The sequence below is a fragment of the Sinorhizobium sp. 7-81 genome (assembly GCF_030124405.1).
In the GTDB taxonomy this organism is placed as follows: Bacteria; Pseudomonadota; Alphaproteobacteria; order Rhizobiales; family Rhizobiaceae; genus Sinorhizobium; species Sinorhizobium psoraleae.
Genome location: NZ_JASKLT010000001.1, coordinates 1 through 14929, shown reverse-complemented (window position 1 = coordinate 14929; position 14929 = coordinate 1). Strand labels below are relative to the sequence as shown.

Annotated in this window: 14 protein-coding genes; 6 read left to right on the top strand and 8 right to left on the bottom strand. The window is 62.1% G+C overall.

All coding sequences use genetic code 11. The features are described 5' to 3' along the window. Positions 1 to 26: 26 nt before the first annotated feature. The 3 genes from QN224_RS00070 to QN224_RS00060 form a co-directional block, all read right to left on the bottom strand. Positions 27 to 1289: a sugar ABC transporter permease gene (locus QN224_RS00070; RefSeq protein ID WP_283975086.1), complete on the bottom strand. Its 1263-nt coding sequence runs from the start codon at positions 1287 to 1289 to the stop codon at positions 27 to 29. Beyond that, a complete protein-coding gene (locus QN224_RS00065; RefSeq protein WP_173511452.1) occupies positions 1286 to 2107 on the bottom strand; it encodes an ATP-binding cassette domain-containing protein in 822 nt (273 codons plus the stop codon). The genes QN224_RS00070 and QN224_RS00065 overlap by 4 nt, the downstream gene beginning before the upstream one ends. Before the next feature lie 268 nt (positions 2108 to 2375). Next, positions 2376 to 3422, bottom strand: coding sequence for a sugar ABC transporter substrate-binding protein (locus QN224_RS00060; protein WP_173511453.1), 1047 nt, complete (start codon positions 3420 to 3422; stop codon positions 2376 to 2378). Positions 3423 to 3733: 311 nt separating this feature from the next. Here QN224_RS00060 and QN224_RS00055 point away from each other — a divergent pair, with 311 nt between their 5' ends. From QN224_RS00055 to QN224_RS00045, 3 genes are all read left to right on the top strand, one after another. Further along, a complete protein-coding gene (locus QN224_RS00055) occupies positions 3734 to 4753 on the top strand; it encodes a LacI family DNA-binding transcriptional regulator (protein WP_173511454.1) in 1020 nt (339 codons plus the stop codon). 522 nt (positions 4754 to 5275) lie between these two features. Then, entirely contained in the window at positions 5276 to 6013 is a 738-nt protein-coding gene (locus tag QN224_RS00050) for a response regulator (RefSeq protein ID WP_283975085.1), read from the top strand. Next, entirely contained in the window at positions 6013 to 7338 is a 1326-nt protein-coding gene (locus tag QN224_RS00045; RefSeq protein WP_283975084.1) for an ATP-binding protein, read from the top strand. Before QN224_RS00050 ends, QN224_RS00045 begins: the two co-directional genes overlap by 1 nt. A 156-nt stretch (positions 7339 to 7494) precedes the next feature. Here the strand turns inward: QN224_RS00045 and QN224_RS00040 are convergent, their stop codons facing one another. From QN224_RS00040 to QN224_RS00020, 5 genes are all read right to left on the bottom strand, one after another. Next, on the bottom strand, positions 7495 to 7911 hold the full coding sequence (locus tag QN224_RS00040; protein WP_283975083.1) for an organic hydroperoxide resistance protein: 417 nt from the start codon (positions 7909 to 7911) through the stop codon (positions 7495 to 7497). A gap of 358 nt (positions 7912 to 8269) precedes the next feature. Next, the gene (locus QN224_RS00035) at positions 8270 to 9322 is read right to left on the bottom strand and encodes an alpha/beta hydrolase (RefSeq protein ID WP_283975082.1); all 1053 of its coding nucleotides are present in this window, start codon (positions 9320 to 9322) and stop codon (positions 8270 to 8272) included. Positions 9323 to 9500: 178 nt separating this feature from the next. Beyond that, positions 9501 to 9713 carry a hypothetical protein gene (locus tag QN224_RS00030; protein ID WP_283975081.1) on the bottom strand — a complete coding sequence of 71 codons (213 nt, stop codon included), beginning with the start codon at positions 9711 to 9713 and terminating at the stop codon, positions 9501 to 9503. Positions 9714 to 9788: 75 nt separating this feature from the next. Next, positions 9789 to 11558 (bottom strand): cytochrome c biogenesis protein DipZ, encoded by a 1770-nt coding sequence (locus QN224_RS00025; protein ID WP_283975080.1) that lies wholly within the window; start codon positions 11556 to 11558, stop codon positions 9789 to 9791. Between the two features lie 275 nt (positions 11559 to 11833). Further along, positions 11834 to 12511 carry a type 1 glutamine amidotransferase domain-containing protein gene (locus QN224_RS00020; RefSeq protein ID WP_283975079.1) on the bottom strand — a complete coding sequence of 226 codons (678 nt, stop codon included), beginning with the start codon at positions 12509 to 12511 and terminating at the stop codon, positions 11834 to 11836. 237 nt (positions 12512 to 12748) lie between these two features. Between QN224_RS00020 and QN224_RS00015 the strand changes: the two genes are divergently transcribed. The 3 genes from QN224_RS00015 (at position 12749) to QN224_RS00005 (ending at position 14854) form a co-directional block, all read left to right on the top strand. Beyond that, entirely contained in the window at positions 12749 to 13681 is a 933-nt protein-coding gene (locus QN224_RS00015; protein WP_283975078.1) for a LysR family transcriptional regulator, read from the top strand. A 139-nt stretch (positions 13682 to 13820) separates the two neighbouring features. After that, positions 13821 to 14534 (top strand): SDR family oxidoreductase, encoded by a 714-nt coding sequence (locus QN224_RS00010; protein WP_283975077.1) that lies wholly within the window; start codon positions 13821 to 13823, stop codon positions 14532 to 14534. Positions 14535 to 14614: 80 nt separating this feature from the next. After that, positions 14615 to 14854, top strand: a complete 240-nt coding sequence (locus QN224_RS00005; RefSeq protein ID WP_173511464.1) for a 4-oxalocrotonate tautomerase family protein — start codon at positions 14615 to 14617, stop codon at positions 14852 to 14854. The last annotated feature ends 75 nt before the right edge of the window (positions 14855 to 14929 follow it).

Sequence of the window (14929 nt, the reverse complement as noted above, 5' to 3'; positions counted from 1 at the left end):
CAAGAACTCCATAACGAGAGGTTGGGTTACGCGCGTCCGTGGCTGACACGGGAACGACGGGCCAACGAGTCGACGATGACAGCGATTGCCAGAACGCCGCCAGTGATCATGTAGCGGAGCGACGAGCTCAGATTGAGCAGCGTCAGACCGTTCGAGATCGCCTGGATGACGATGATGCCGAGCAGGGCCGAATAGGCGCTGCCACGCCCACCGAAGAGGCTCGTGCCGCCGATGACGGCAGCCGCGATCGCGTTGAGGTTGACGTCGCCCGTGCCCGCCTGCTGGCTCGATGAGGCAAGGCGCGATGCCGACAGAATGCCGCCCAGCGTGGCAAGCGTGGAGCAGAGCACGAAGGCGCTCATGTAGATCCGGCGCACGTTGATGCCCGACCGCCGCGCGGCCTCACGGTTGCCGCCGACCGCGAACATCGAGCGGCCCCACTTCGTGCGCGTCAGCGCATAGTTGAGGATCACCGCAAGGGCGACGAAGAGCCCGAACATCCACGGCACGCCGCGGCCGAGATTGAGGTAGAAGACAGCCACTTCGAGAAGAACCGTGAGCACCAGCGCCTTGATGATTAGCGCTCCGAGCGGCTGGGAGGAGAGGTTCGCCGCCTGTCGCTGGTGCATCGTCCGCATGCCCTTGCCGATCATCACCAGGCCCGGAACCAGCGCAAGCGTGTGGGAGAGCCAGTCCGGCATGATCATTATCTGTCCGAAGCGGACGAGCGAGGAAGCATAGGGCAGGTTGATCGAACCGGTCGGCCCGAGGATGTAGAGCTGCATGCCGAGAAGCGCGAGAAGACCAGCCAGGGTGGCGATGAAGCTCGGCATTCCGAGGCGGTTGTAGAGCGTGGCGTAGAGCAGCCCGACCGCGGCACCGACCATCAGTGCAACAAATATCGCCGCGGCAATCGGCCAGCCGGAATTCACCCACAACACACCGACCATCGCCGAGGCCAGTCCGCTCATCGAGCCTACCGAAAGGTCGATTTCGCCCAATACCAGCACGCAGATGATCCCGAGCGAGATCACGCCAACGGTGGCGCAATCGAAGAGCAGGTTCACGAGGTTGTTGGGTGCAAGAAAGATCGGATTGAGGGCCGAAAAGATGATCGAAATGACGATGAGACCGACGGCGACCGGCAGCATGCCGAGATCGCCGGACCGCACGCGGTCGATGAACCCCCACACCAAGTCGAGGATCCCTTCGTCATGGCGCACGCGTTCATCGCTGCGGTCAAGCCTCTGCTGGCTTTGGACAGCCTGGTTCGAGGGGTTCTGGCTCATGCGGGTCCTCCGCTCTGCTCATTGACGAGGCCGGCCTTGCGGTCGAGACGGCGCGAGACGGCGTTCTCCGTCGCACCGGTGATTGCGGCGACGAGTTCGTGATTGGACGCATCCGGCGAGAAGACGCCGTTGTTCCGTCCAAGCCGCAAGACGACGACGCGATCCGCGACCGCGCGCACGTCTTCCATGTTGTGGCTGATAATGATCACGCCGAGCCCGCGATCGCGGACGCGTTCGATCAGATTGAGGACCTCGGCTGTTTGGGCCACGCCGAGAGCCGCGGTCGGTTCATCGAGCATGATGACCTTGGGATTCAGCAGCAGCGAACGCGCAATGGCGACTGTCTGACGCTGGCCGCCGGATAGAGACGCGATCGGCTGACGAACGGATGGGATGCGCGCGGCCAGTTCGCGCAGAAGCGTCCAGGCGCGGACTTCCATCGCAACTTCATCCAGGTGCCAAGGCGACATCTCCTGGCCCAGGAACAGATTTGCAACGACATCGAGGTTTTCGCACAGAGCCAGATCCTGGAAGACCGTCGCAATCCCAAGATCGAGCGCCTTTCCGGGATTGTCGAGCGTTACCCCCTGCCCGCAGAACTCGATCGTGCCCGAGGATGGTTGATGCACCCCCGCGAGAACTTTGACGAGCGTCGACTTGCCGGCGCCGTTGTCTCCGACCAATGCGACGACTTCGCCGGCATTGACGTCGAGTTCTATGTCGGTGAGAGCGGAAACGGCTCCGAAATTCTTGGATATGCCGCGAAGACGCAGCACAGGCTCACCCTTTACGGGAGCACTCTGGATATCGCGTGTCATCGCCTTTTTTGACCTTTCGACTACTGCATGGACAAAATCATGCAGAAACTCAAAGTTCTACAGCGACCTTTACGCGTCTGATCAGACGCGCGGCGCTGTACAGCGGGATCATGGAATACTCTGAGCGGTTTTCCGCCGGCATCCAGCCCTAACTTACCAGAATCGATCACGTTCACGATTTCGGGCCGATCCGACCCGCAATCATCGTGACCGGGAGAGGTGTTCGGCCGCGGTCATGCGGCCGAACACAGCGGCAGTCGGAGCTGCTTTAGTTGATGATGCCGAGCTTGCGGCAACCTTCAGCATATTCGCCGGTGCAGATCTCTTCCGGCGTGTTGATCTTCTTGTCGAAGATCTCGGCCTTGATGTTCTCGGCCGTGACCACCGCCGGGGTGAAGAGCTGTGACGGCGTTTCGTAGAGCTTATGCGTCGCCTCGGGCGTTTCGCCCTTGATCAGCTTCACCGCGACATTGGCGGCAGCCGCCGCTACGATCTCGGAAGGCTTCGAAATCGTGTTGTACTGGTCGCCGGAGATGATCAGCTGCAATGCCGCGATGGTCGCGTCGTTGCCGGTGACGGGCGGAACAGGCTTGACGCCCGCTGCCTTGAGCGCCGCGATTGCACCGCCGCCGGTTCCATCGTTGGCGGCAACGATCCCCTTGATCTGGTCGCCGAAACGGGTGATCTGGCCTGCGGCCCATTCCTGCGCCTTCGGCGGCGCCCAGTCGGGCGTGTCGAATTCGGCGAGCGTCTTGTAGCCGGATGCGTCGAGGGCGGAGTCGATGCCGTCGCGAATGAGACCGGCTGCCGCGTCGGTCGGCGAACCATTGATCTGCAGCACGCCGGAACCTTCGGCCACGCCGGTAGCCTTCAGATGATCGACCAGCGACTGCGCGATCGCGCGGCCGATGCCTTCATTGTCGAAAGAAACATAGTAGTCAGCCGGCTTGTCCGGGATCGGACGGTCATAGGCGATCACCTTGACGTCCTGGGAATGGGCAATTTCGACGAGCGCCGCGGCCGCGGCGGAATCGACCGGATCGAGCACGACGACCTTGGCGCCCTGGGCGATTACGGAGTTAAACTGCTGCTGCTGAAGCGCCACGTCCGCATTGGCATTCTGGTAGATGACGGTGCAACTCGGGCAGAGCTTCTCCATCTCCGCCTTGAAGCCAGGATAGTCGTGCTCTTCGTAGCGGGTCGAAGCCTGGTCCGGCATCAGGAAGGCCACGGTGGCCGCGTCCTGCGCGACGGCCGCGCTGTTGAGCGACACGGCAAGGCCGGTCGAGGCAAGCAAGTAACAAATCGTCTTCATAAGTTTCCTCCACGGTTGATTTTGCGCCGGCGTCCTGAAGCTTTTGAAGGGCGACACCCCCACGATATCGCGAAGCCGTTCGGGGACAAGTTCCGCCGCGACTTCTTTAGGCCGATCAGGCGTGGCCGGTCGCTCGCTGCAGCAGGCACTGTAGCGTTGGACTTATTGATTCCTGTCAGACTCCTCCCCGGGACAGCTTTTGCTGAACTGGTAGCTTCATCGATTGCGCTTGCTTGCTCAATCGATGAAGCAGAATTGCCACTTAACTCTATTGATGTCAAGGTGACGCACGAACGTGGAGATCAAAATTCGTGAAGCGCGGAACTCAGACCAAAAGAACAACGATCTACGACCTGGCTGAATTGGCCGGAACGTCGGCGAGTGCGGTGAGTGCCGTGCTGAGCGGAAACTGGAAAAAGCGCCGCATCAGCAGCCAGCTGGCGGAGAAGATCACCCGCCTTGCCGAGGAGCAGGGTTATGCCCTGAACATGCAGGCAAGCGTGCTGCGCCGCGAGCGATCGAAGATCATCGGCATGCTCGTCCCGAAGTACGACAACCGCTATTTCGGCTCGATCGTCGAACAGTTCGAGACGAGAGCGCGCGAGAGAGGCCTCTTCCCGATCATCACCTGCACGCGCCGCGATCCCGCACTGGAGATCGAGGCCGCACGCGCCATGCTCTCGTATCAGGTGGACTGCCTGATCGCGACCGGCGCGACCGATCCAGATCGCATCGCCGACATTTGTTCCGCCGCCGGCGTTCGGACCGTGAACCTCGACCTGCCGGGTTCGCGTGTTCCCTCGGTCATCTCTGACAATTTCGGCGGCGCGCTCGAGCTTACGCGGCGCGTGCTCGCCAACTCAGAACGGGAGTTCGGTGAGAAGACACCGCTGCTCTTCGTCGGCGGACGCGGAACCGACCACAACACGTCGGAACGTGTGAGGGGGTTTCGTGCCGCCCACGCCGAGGCGGGGGTGGAGGTCGACGAGGCGCTCGTGCTTACCTGCGGCTATGCACCCGAAAAGGCCGAGAACGCAATGAAGTCGCTCGCGGACAAGGTCGGACCACTGCCGCGGGGCATGTTTGTCAACTCGACCATTTCGCTTGAAGGCGTCATGCGATGGATTCGTCGCTCCGGCCATTATGCCGATCGCATGCCTCTGCTCGGCTGCTTCGACTGGGACCCCTTTGTGGCGATGCTCGGAGACCACATCGAGATGGTTCGTCAGGACGTGCCGAGAATGCTCGACGCGGTCTTCGAGATCATCGACTCCGGCGCATCCGAGCTGAAATTGATCCAGATCCCGCCGATCGTCGAGCAAACGGGGTGAGAACGGGGTTTGCCTTCAATACTCCAATGCTGTCACCTGGTGAGGCCGGGCGTATCGAGCGCATGAGGGCGGCGAATTTTCTGTGATTGCGTGCTGGAACAGACAAGGGGCCTTTGGCAAGATTCGGCATCCGAACTTGACGCCTGTTTGCCGGCTAATCGCCGCAGGCCAGCGGTGCGACCATAACGCCTGAGAGGCCCGCGCTCCCGGGCTGAAACCGCCGAGATGGGCGTGGCCGTCCGGCCGGCAAAGCGGAGGCGCAGCAGCAAAGGATTACAATGCTTGCCAAACGAACGGACATTGTATCGGAATGTATCCGGCCGGCCGCGCGTTACATCAAAACGCGGAGCTGCGAAGATTTGCACACACTACGGATACATCGCGAACGTCATTACAGCGCCGCGCGTCTTATCAGGCGCGAAAGGACGCTGTAGCACTTTGATTTGCTGCATGTTCTTATCTTAAATCGGAACCGATTTAAGGAAGCACGCAGTAGCAAGCGTGCATTTAGGACACGGCGCAATGGAGCACATCGATCATATCTTGATCGTCGATGACGATCGCGAGATCAGGGAGCTTGTCTCGAGCTACCTGAAGAAGAACGGCCTGCGCGTCACCGCGGTCGCCGACGGGCGGCATATGCGCGCATTTCTCGATGCGAATGCCGTCGATCTGATCATCCTCGACGTGATGATGCCGGGAGATGACGGCCTCGTGCTCAGCCGCGAGCTGCGCGCGGGCAGGCACAAGGCGACGCCCATCGTCATGCTGACTGCGCGCACCGACGAGATGGATCGCATTCTCGGTCTCGAAATGGGCGCTGACGACTATCTCGCCAAGCCTTTTTCGGCACGCGAGCTGCTGGCGCGCATCAAGGCCGTCCTGCGGCGCACGCGGATGCTGCCTCCAAACCTGCAGGTCTCCGAGGCCGGCCAGTTGCTGCGCTTCGGCAAATGGAAACTGGACACGACGGCAAGGCATCTCGTCGACTCCGATGGCACGGTGATTGCGCTCAGCGGCGCCGAATACCGCCTTCTGCGCGTCTTCATCGACCATCCGCAGCGCGTGCTCAACCGCGACCAGCTTCTCAATCTTACCCAGGGGCGCGAGGCCGAACTCTTCGACCGGTCGATCGATCTCCTGGTCAGCCGGGTTCGCCAACGGCTTGGCGACGATGCAAGGGAGCCGAGCTACATCAAGACCGTCCGCAGCGAAGGCTATGTCTTTTCCATGCCGGTCGAGATCGTCGAGGCCCGCTGATGGTGGCGCGCGCCGTTCTCAATGGATTTCGCCTATGGCCGCGCACTCTTAGGGTGCGATTGTTCGTCATTCTCCTTGCCGGACTGGCGCTCGCGCATGCCATGTCGTTCACCGTGCTGTTTTTCGAGCGCTACATGGCCGCCAGGTCGGTGATGTTCAATACACTTGAAAACGACGTCGCCACGTCGATCGCCATTCTCGACCGGCTGCCCGCTGCCGAACGCGCCGACTGGCTGGATCGGCTCGAACGCGGGAGCTACAGTTTCATTCTCGGGCGAGGCATGCCGGGAGATCCCGCGCTCGACGCACGCAGCGCCGAGATCGCTTCCAAGATCCAGGGGACGATCGGCGCGCGCTATCCGATCGAAGTGGAATCCATTCCCGGTGAAAGCCGGCGGCTGCAGGCGCATCTGCGCTTGAGCGACGGCGCACCGCTGACAATAGATGTCAAGCCGAGAGGCGTAATGCCCTTGGCAGACTGGCTGCCTTACGTGCTCGTCGCGCAGCTTGGGCTTCTGGTGTTGTGCTGCTGGTTTGCCGTGCGTCAGGCAATCCGCCCTCTCGTCAACCTCGCGACGGCCGCAGACACGCTCGACCCAAACAGGCAGACGCCCCGGCTCAGCGAAGCGGGACCGAGTGAAGTCGCCTATGCGGCAACGGCCTTCAATGCGATGCGGGATCGCATCGCGCAGTATCTCGAAGAACGCGTGCAGATCCTCGCGGCAATTTCACACGACCTGCAAACGCCAATCACGCGCATGAAGCTGCGGACGGAGATGGCGGAGGACTTCATCGAGAGGGACAAGCTGATCCAGGACCTTGGCGAAATAGAGCGCCTCGTCAAAGAAGGTGTCGACTATGCAAAGAGTGCCCATGGCAAGGTCGAAAAGGCCTCCCGCATCGATCTGGCCTCGTTCACCGAAAGCTTGGCCTATGATTACCAGGATACCGGCAAGGCGGTCACGATCACCGAAGTGACGGGCGGCACGATCTTGACCCGGCCACACGCGCTCAGACGGATTCTCACCAACCTGATCGACAATGCGCTCAAATTCGGCGGCAGCGCGGAAATAGAGATGCAACGCCTCGCCGATGAAACCGTGGTCATCAAGGTACTCGACCGCGGCCCCGGTATTCCGGAAAATCAGCTGGAAGCGGTCCTGAAGCCGTTCTACCGGCTGGAGCAGTCCCGCAACCGGGATACAGGTGGAACCGGTCTTGGCCTTGCCATCGCCCAACAACTCGCGACGGCGATCGGCGCCTCACTCACCTTGCGCAACCGCGACGGCGGCGGCCTTGCCGCAGAAATTGCCATTCACCCCTGACGGAATCGCGGACTGCATCGCCGCATTCGGATGCCAAGAATAGACGGCGGAACTCAAAGGCGAAGACGACAGCCAGACAAAAAAACGGTAGCCTTCGCAGCCACCGCTTCTTCCAGAACGGCCCTGCCTGGCGATCAGCCAGGGCTTTTCATCACGTCAGACGATGTCGATCGTAACGTCGATATTGCCGCGTGTCGCCTTGGAATAGAGACAGGTCTGATGGGCCCGGTCGACCAGCGCCCGGGCGGTGTCGCGGTCGATCCCCGGCAGGCTGACATTGAGCCGCGCCCGCAGGAGGTAGCCGCCGGCACCGCTGCCGAGATCGACTTCGGCATCGACGGCCAGATCGATCGGGAGTGCAACCTTCCGCTCGCCGGCCGCCTTTCCTATCGCACCGATGAAACAGGCCGACCAGCCGGCGGCAAAGAGCTGTTCCGGATTGGTCCCGGGCCCTGAGCTGCCGGGCGAGGAAAGCTGGATGTCCAGACGCCCGTCAGAACTGCGCGATGCCCCCTCGCGACCGCCGGTGGTATGCGTCCTGCCCGTGTATAGTACCTTCTCGATTTCGGTCATGATGTCCTTCTTTTCGACAGAGTTGATGACGTCGAGACTTGAGTGCCTTGTCCGACTGTCGGGACACACTTGACGCTCCGCACGTGTATCGAATGTTTCGCGACCGGCGCCGAAATGTAATCGACTCCCAAGAGAATGCCGCGCGGACACACTGTGATACGGAGCGCTCATTGCCGGTGAGATGTTCTCCCGAGCACCTGACACGCCAGCAATCGCGCTCGGAGCGAGATTTCGACCGCGTCGGAGTTGCGACAGACTGTTTGGAGCTTTGAGGAGCTGGCCAAGGTTCGCGGCCGGCCAGAGTTCGGGCTGGGCGGGTCCGGGCCCGCGGCCCCAACCCGCCCGGCCTTTTGGATGATCAGAAACGATCGACGTCCAGCACGGCCTGAGCAAAGGCCTGTGGCGCTTCCTGCGGCAGATTGTGGCCGATGCCGCCGGTGATCAGACGATGTTCGTACTTGCCCGAGAACTTCTTCGCATAGGCCTTCGGTTCCGGATGGGGGGCACCATTGGCATCGCCCTCCAGCGTGATTGTCGGTACCCCTATGACGGGAAACCCGGCAAGCCGCTCTTCCAGATCGTCATACTTCCGCTCGCCGTCAGCCAGGCCGATCCGCCAGCGGTAGTTGTGGATGGTGATGTCGACGTGATCCGGGTTCTCGAATGCCGCCGCGCTGCGGTTGAAGGTGGCGTCGTCGAAGTTCCACTTCGGCGATGCGAGCTGCCAGATAAGCCTGGCGAATTCGTTCCGGTACTGCTCGTAGCCGGCCCGCCCGCGTTCCGTGGCGAAATAGAACTGATACCACCAGGCAAGCTCGGCTTTCGGCGGTAACGGCATCTTGTTGACTTCACGGCTGCCGATCAGGTAGCCGCTCACGGAAACCATTGCCCTGCAGCGTTTCGGCCAGAGCGCGGCGATAATGTTGGCGGTTCGCGCGCCCCAGTCGCAGCCGGCGATGACGGCATTTTCGATCTTCAGGGCATCCATCAAGGCGATGACGTCGGCGGCAATCGCCGACTGCTGGCCATTGCGCGGCGTGTCGGCGGACAGGAAGCGCGTCGTGCCATAGCCGCGCAGATAGGGAACGATCACCCGATAGCCGGCGGCCGCCAGCAGCGGCGCCACATCGACATAGGTGTGGATGTCGTAGGGCCAGCCATGCAGAAGGATGACCACAGGCGCATCGCCGGCCCCCACTTCCGCGTAGCCGATATTCAGGACGCCCGCGTTGATCTGGCTGAGCGACGCGAAGAAAGTATTCGTTCCCGGCGTGATCGCCGGAACGTCAGATCCCTCCCCGCTGGTTGATTGCGCGCGGGCGGCGCCAAACGTACTGATGTGAGCGGCCGCGACGGTGAGCGCCGCCACGCCCATGAACCGCCGACGCGGCTGGTTGATTTCCTTTGTCATCGATTTCTTTCCCTCGACATGAATCACAGCAGCAGAAGCCGGTACTCATGTGTCGCCACTATGTGTGTGGCAGCCGAAATTGAAAGCCCGTGTAGGAATCAAGCGAGGCGATACATTGAGCTACAGTTTTGGCGTTCCGGCACGCGCGCGGGCGCAACACGCATGCATCGGGTGCGCCTCAGCGGTTTGAGATTTCGGCCATCGGCTTCACCGCCGAAGACGCCGGCACGGCAGCCCCGGCCGGAACCGGAGTAGCAAAGATTGCGCGCCCGCCAGCCGGGGGCACTGCGAAAAGCGCTGCAATCGCTGGGGGCTCCCGTGGGTCGCTATCCCAGGCGCATGGCGCTGCCGCCAGCGCGACTACGCCGATGAACGTCACGAAAAAGCGCATTGATCGCTCCTTTTTTCTTCTCGCGCCCGCGATCCACCAGATCCTCAAAGGGCCTCCGACACTGCAGCCGTCCTCTCATCCAAAAGTGAAAACAAAGGCTTCGACGTTGGAATCAAGGAAGCGGATCTCGAACGTCCGCTCCCGCACGTCTCCCGACTGGCGTATAAGCTGGTAGAGTCGCGTTTCCGCGACCGTCCCGTTGCCGTCGGCGTCGATGTCCGAACCGTGGTCCGCACCCGGCGCCACCCCGTCGACCTTCACCTGGAAGCGCACCTTCCTGCCGCTTGCTCCTGGTCCGAGAACGAGGTGGAGGTCTCGCGCGCTGAATCTGTACGTGATCCCTCCGCCGGCCCGATTGAGCGTTGCTTGCTCGGCCCCCATCGTCCAGTTGCCGGCGAGACCCCACTGATTGAGCCGCAGGTCTTCCACCGTGTAGTCGCGCGCTTCATCGACCCCGATGTCTTCGGGCGAGACGAAGTTGGAGGCGCGCATGTACCCGATGTAGTCCTCGCCAGACCCAAGGCGGGCGAAGTCCGGCGCGGCCTCGGCGCCCTGCGCATTCGGAGTCACAAGACCGAGGTCAGTCCTCCGGTCACCTGCCGCTTCCGCCAGCAGTTCCTGAATGACCCGCTCGGATCTCTCGTAATCGCCCTCACCGAAGTGAGAGTGCCTGATCCGCCCCTTTGCATCGATGAAATAATGAGCCGGCCAATAATTGTTCGCGAACGCGCGCCAGATCGCGAAATCGTTGTCGATCGCGACGGGATAGCCGATCTCAAAATTCTTGACTGCCCGTTTGACGTTGCCGATCCGCTTCTCGAAGGCGAACTCGGGTGCATGCACGCCGATCACGATCAGGCCCTGATCCCGGTACTTCTCCGCCCAGGCGCGAACATAGGGGATTGTACGAATGCAGTTGATGCAGGAATAGGTCCAGAAATCGACCAGCACGACCTTGCCGCGAAGCTGCTCCGTGGTCAGCGGCTCGGAATTGAGCCACTCAACGGCACCATCAAGCGACGGGAACGCGCCTTCCACGGGCAGGTTACTTTGGTACGCATTCCGCGCACCACTCGTCGCCGGCGCCACGCGGTTGCTTGCCATCGCTTCCGCGCGCGTGTCGGAGTTGCCGCGCAGCCGCTCAAGCAGCGATTGCTCAAGGTTGGTGGTGCCTGCATAGGACAGGCGCGCCAGCAGCCCGGTATCGAGCCCGAGCGCAATTGCCGCGACGCCCGCCAACACGGCGACGCCGAGACCCTGCCGAAGCCGCTCGCCGATACCGAGCGATCGCTTCATGGCCGCAAACACCCTTCCTCCGGCCACGACAGCTAACGCCAGCGAGGTAGCCGCGCCCGTCGCATAGGCGGTGAGCAGAAGCGTCGTTTCGACGTTGGCCCCGTGGAGGGCGGCACCCGTCAGCACCAGTCCCAGAATCGGCCCGGCGCAGGGTGCCCACAGAAGTCCGGTTGCGGCGCCGAGAAGAAAGGATGCTCCGACACTCCCCTTCTGCCCGGCCGCCCTTTGCGAAAGCCGGTTGCCGAGCGCAACCGCCGGACGGGTTGCTACTGCCGCCACCCGCGGCGAAAGCAAGGTCACCCCGAAGACCGCCAGCACCGCGATCGCCGCATATCGGCCGATCTCATTGGCCTGCACCGCCCATTCTCCGCCGAGCGCGGCAAGCGTCGCCACGCCAGCGAATGTCACGACCTTGCCAAGGAGCATCGGCAGGACGCTCCGGGCGAATGGCTGACCGGCCCGAGAAAAGACGAAGGGCAAGACCGGAAGGATGCAGGGGCTGACAATGGTCAGCACGCCCGCGAGAAAGGCTATTGTGAAAAGGATCATTGTCGTCCCTCTGCAGTGGAGCAGCGTCATCTTGCGTTGATCGCTTGACGCTCACCGCAGAGGATCAGCCGGACGTATCCGGGATGTGTCCTGTTTCAGGGGGATCTGTATCGGAATGCAGGTGCCGACGAGGTCGGATTTGGCGCGGACCCCGCGGCCCGCGCCGGACCAGAACTCGATCATTTCATTGTTTCCTTGAAGCAGCGAAATGATCTGGCGCTTTGGAACTACCCATCTCCGGGCGGAGAACCGTTGGGCACTTTCCTGGAATTGCTCTACGCCTGCAGAAGCTTGAGCAATTCCCTGGCAGCAGAAGTCGATGAGGACGGGTTCTGCCCGGTGATCAGCCGGCCGTCCACGATCGTGAAATCGGCCCAGTCGGCAGCCTTTTCGTAGCGGCCGCCGAGACGTTTCAACTCGTCCTCGACGAGGAAGGGCACGACGTCGGTCAGTTGCACCGCCTCCTCCTCGGAATTGGTAAAGCCGGTGACGCGCTTTCCCTTGACGATGGGTTGTCCCTGATAGGTCACCTTTCGCAGGACAGCCGGGCCATGACAGACGGCGGCAACCGGCTTGCCGGCGTTGTAGAAGTCCTCGATCAAGGCAATCGAGTTCCTGTCGTTGACGAGGTCCCACATCGGGCCGTGGCCGCCGGGATAGAAGACCGCGTCGAAACCATTCGCTTTGACGTCGCCGAGCTTTGCGGTGTTCGCCAGTTCCTTCTGAGCTGCCGCGTCCTCCTTGAAGCGCGCCATGGCCTCGGTCTGGTTGGCCGGATCGTCGCTCTTCGGATCGATCGGCGGCTGGCCGCCTTTGGGCGACGCCACGGTGATCTCTGCCCCGGCGTCCTTGAACACATAATAGGGCGCGGCGAACTCCTCGAGCCAGAAGCCGGTCGGCTCGCCGGTGTTGCCGAGCTGGTCATGCGACGTCAATACCATCAGGATCTTCATCGTCATCTCCCTCTGTTGAGGCGTGCCCAAACGCGGGATCGCCGGGACCATTCTCGAACTCGGGGCATTGGACTGCCTCGTCTGCGATGACGCGGCCCCGATCCTCACTGAGCAGCCTATTCCTGGTGCTTGGCCGTATGTTGGCCACTGCTGCCTCCGTCGCGATATTTACTTCGTGCCATCCTCGGGTGAATACTTGCCGATCGGTAGTCACTCTCCCGCGGATCGGTAGAATAAATGGATCGCATCGATGCAATGAAAGTCTTCGTCACGGCGATCGACGAGGGCAGCCTCGCCGGTGCGGCACGCCGGCTGAAGCGATCACCAACGGCGGTCAGCCGGGCGCTGAGCTTTCTGGAAGCCCATGTGGGCGTCGAGCTGCTGCATCGAACGACCCGCACGCTCAAGCTCAGCGAAGCCGGCCAACGCTATGCAGCCGCCTGCCGGAGGGTGCTCGTCGATCTCGAGGAAGCCGACATGCTCGCCGGAGGGGAACGCTCGGCTCCTCGTGGAATGCTGACGATTTCGGCGCCACCGATCCTGGGGGAAGAGGTGCTGCGCCCCATTCTGGACGATTTCCTTGACCTCCACCCGGCCGTTTCCGCCCAGCTTCTCCTCCTCGATCGTTTCGTCAACCTGGTGGACGAGGGCGTCGACATTGCGTTGCGCATTGGCCACCTTGCGGATTCGTCACAGATCTCCACGCGGCTCGGGGGCGACGTGCGGCGTGTCGTGGTCGCCTCGCCCTGCTACCTTGCCAATAATCCCCGCATCGAGGAGCCGGCCGATCTTGCCAGGCACCAGATCGTCGCGTTCACCAATTTCGGTCTCGATTCGTGGAACTTCACGCCGGCAGAGGGCTCGCCCATCCCCCGGACGGTCCAGTTCACGCCCCGGTGCATAGTCAACAGTGTGCGCGCTGCGGCTGCTTCCGCCGTTGCGGGTCACGGCCTGACCAGGCTCTATTCCTACCACGTCGCGGGATATGTGAAGGACGGGCGGCTGAAGATCGTGCTCGCAGACGCCGAGCATCCGCCGCTGCCGGTTCACCTCATCGCACCGCAAGGTCGCATGTCGGTGCCGAAGGTCCGCGCCTTTGTCGATTTCGCCGCGCCGCGTCTGCGCTCCGAATTTGCACGCCTCGCGGTGGAAGCCGGCACCCTCGACTGATTATGCCGTAACACGGTCGACTGCCTGTCAATCGGCGCTAATTCTCCCGAGTAACGGATAGATCTAAAACAGTTGCACCAACGCCGAGGGCGGAGGGCAGGTCGCTGAAGCGACTGCTGCAATCGAAAGGATCACATCCATGAGCACTCAACAGAAAGTCGTCATTATCACGGGAGCGTCACAGGGGATCGGCGCCGGATTGGTTCGCGCCTACCGTGACCGGAACTACCGCGTTATCGCCAGTTCCCGGTCGATCAAGGAGAGCGCCGACCCGGACATCCACGTGGTGCCGGGCGACATCAGCAAGCCCGAGACCGCAGAGCGGATCGTGCGCGAAGGGATCGAACGCTTTGGCCGCATCGACTCGCTGGTCAACAATGCCGGCGTCTTCCTCGCCAAGCCGTTCATCGAAATGACCCAAGAGGACTATGACCACAACCTCGGAGTCAACGTGACCGGCTTCTTCCACATCACCCAGCGCGCGGCGGCGGAGATGCTGAAGCAGGCTTCGGGCCATATCGTCAGCATCACCACCAGCCTGGTCGACCAGCCAATGGCCGGCATGCCGTCCGCGCTCGCCTCCTTGACCAAGGGCGGCCTGAACGCGGCGACCCGGTCGCTGGCGATGGAATTCTCGAAGAGCGGCGTTCGCGTCAATGCGGTCTCGCCGGGCATCATCAAGACCCCGATGCATGCGCCTGAGACACACGCGACGCTGCACGCGCTGCATCCGGTTGGCCGTATGGGCGAAATTCGCGACATCGTCGATGCCGTTCTCTACCTCGAGACCGCGGGCTTCGTGACCGGAGAGATTCTCCACGTCGACGGCGGCCAGAGCGCTGGCCGTTGGTAAGCACGACAGCGCCCGTAAGCCGAAACGGCCCCGGTCGCGATCCAATCAACAACAGAAGCAATTCCCGAAAGGAGACTGCGATGCCTATCGTCACAGTACAGGTTACCCGCGAAGGAACGGCACCAGACCGCAATTCGGTTACCGCCGAGGAAAAGGCTGCCATCATCAAGGGCGTCAGCGAGGTGCTCCTCGACGTCCTGAACAAGCCGCTCGAATCGACCTACGTGGTGATCGAGGAGGTCGAGCTCGACAATTGGGGCTGGGGCGGGCTTCCAACAGCGCAGTATCGCCGTCAGCGGGCCGCGGCCGCAAGATCCTGATGCGGCCAATCATGAGCTCGCAGCCCGCCGCTTTACCCCGGCGGCGGGCATTGCCGTATACATGGGGCGATGTGC

Bases quoted from the DNA above. Each gene is read 5' to 3' on its own strand.
- QN224_RS00010 (WP_283975077.1), top strand. From the start codon at position 13,821: ATGAGCACTCAACAGAAAGTCGTCATTATCACGGGAGCGTCACAGGGG.
- QN224_RS00005 (WP_173511464.1), top strand. From the start codon at position 14,615: ATGCCTATCGTCACAGTACAGGTTACCCGCGAAGGAACGGCACCAGAC.
- QN224_RS00040 (WP_283975083.1), bottom strand. From the start codon at position 7,911: ATGACCGAAATCGAGAAGGTACTATACACGGGCAGGACGCATACCACC.
- QN224_RS00050 (WP_283975085.1), top strand. From the start codon at position 5,276: ATGGAGCACATCGATCATATCTTGATCGTCGATGACGATCGCGAGATC.
- QN224_RS00065 (WP_173511452.1), bottom strand. From the start codon at position 2,107: ATGACACGCGATATCCAGAGTGCTCCCGTAAAGGGTGAGCCTGTGCTG.
- QN224_RS00025 (WP_283975080.1), bottom strand. From the start codon at position 11,558: ATGATCCTTTTCACAATAGCCTTTCTCGCGGGCGTGCTGACCATTGTC.
- QN224_RS00035 (WP_283975082.1), bottom strand. From the start codon at position 9,322: ATGACAAAGGAAATCAACCAGCCGCGTCGGCGGTTCATGGGCGTGGCG.
- QN224_RS00060 (WP_173511453.1), bottom strand. From the start codon at position 3,422: ATGAAGACGATTTGTTACTTGCTTGCCTCGACCGGCCTTGCCGTGTCG.
- QN224_RS00030 (WP_283975081.1), bottom strand. From the start codon at position 9,713: ATGCGCTTTTTCGTGACGTTCATCGGCGTAGTCGCGCTGGCGGCAGCG.
- QN224_RS00045 (WP_283975084.1), top strand. From the start codon at position 6,013: ATGGTGGCGCGCGCCGTTCTCAATGGATTTCGCCTATGGCCGCGCACT.
- QN224_RS00020 (WP_283975079.1), bottom strand. From the start codon at position 12,511: ATGAAGATCCTGATGGTATTGACGTCGCATGACCAGCTCGGCAACACC.
- QN224_RS00070 (WP_283975086.1), bottom strand. From the start codon at position 1,289: ATGAGCCAGAACCCCTCGAACCAGGCTGTCCAAAGCCAGCAGAGGCTT.
- QN224_RS00015 (WP_283975078.1), top strand. From the start codon at position 12,749: ATGGATCGCATCGATGCAATGAAAGTCTTCGTCACGGCGATCGACGAG.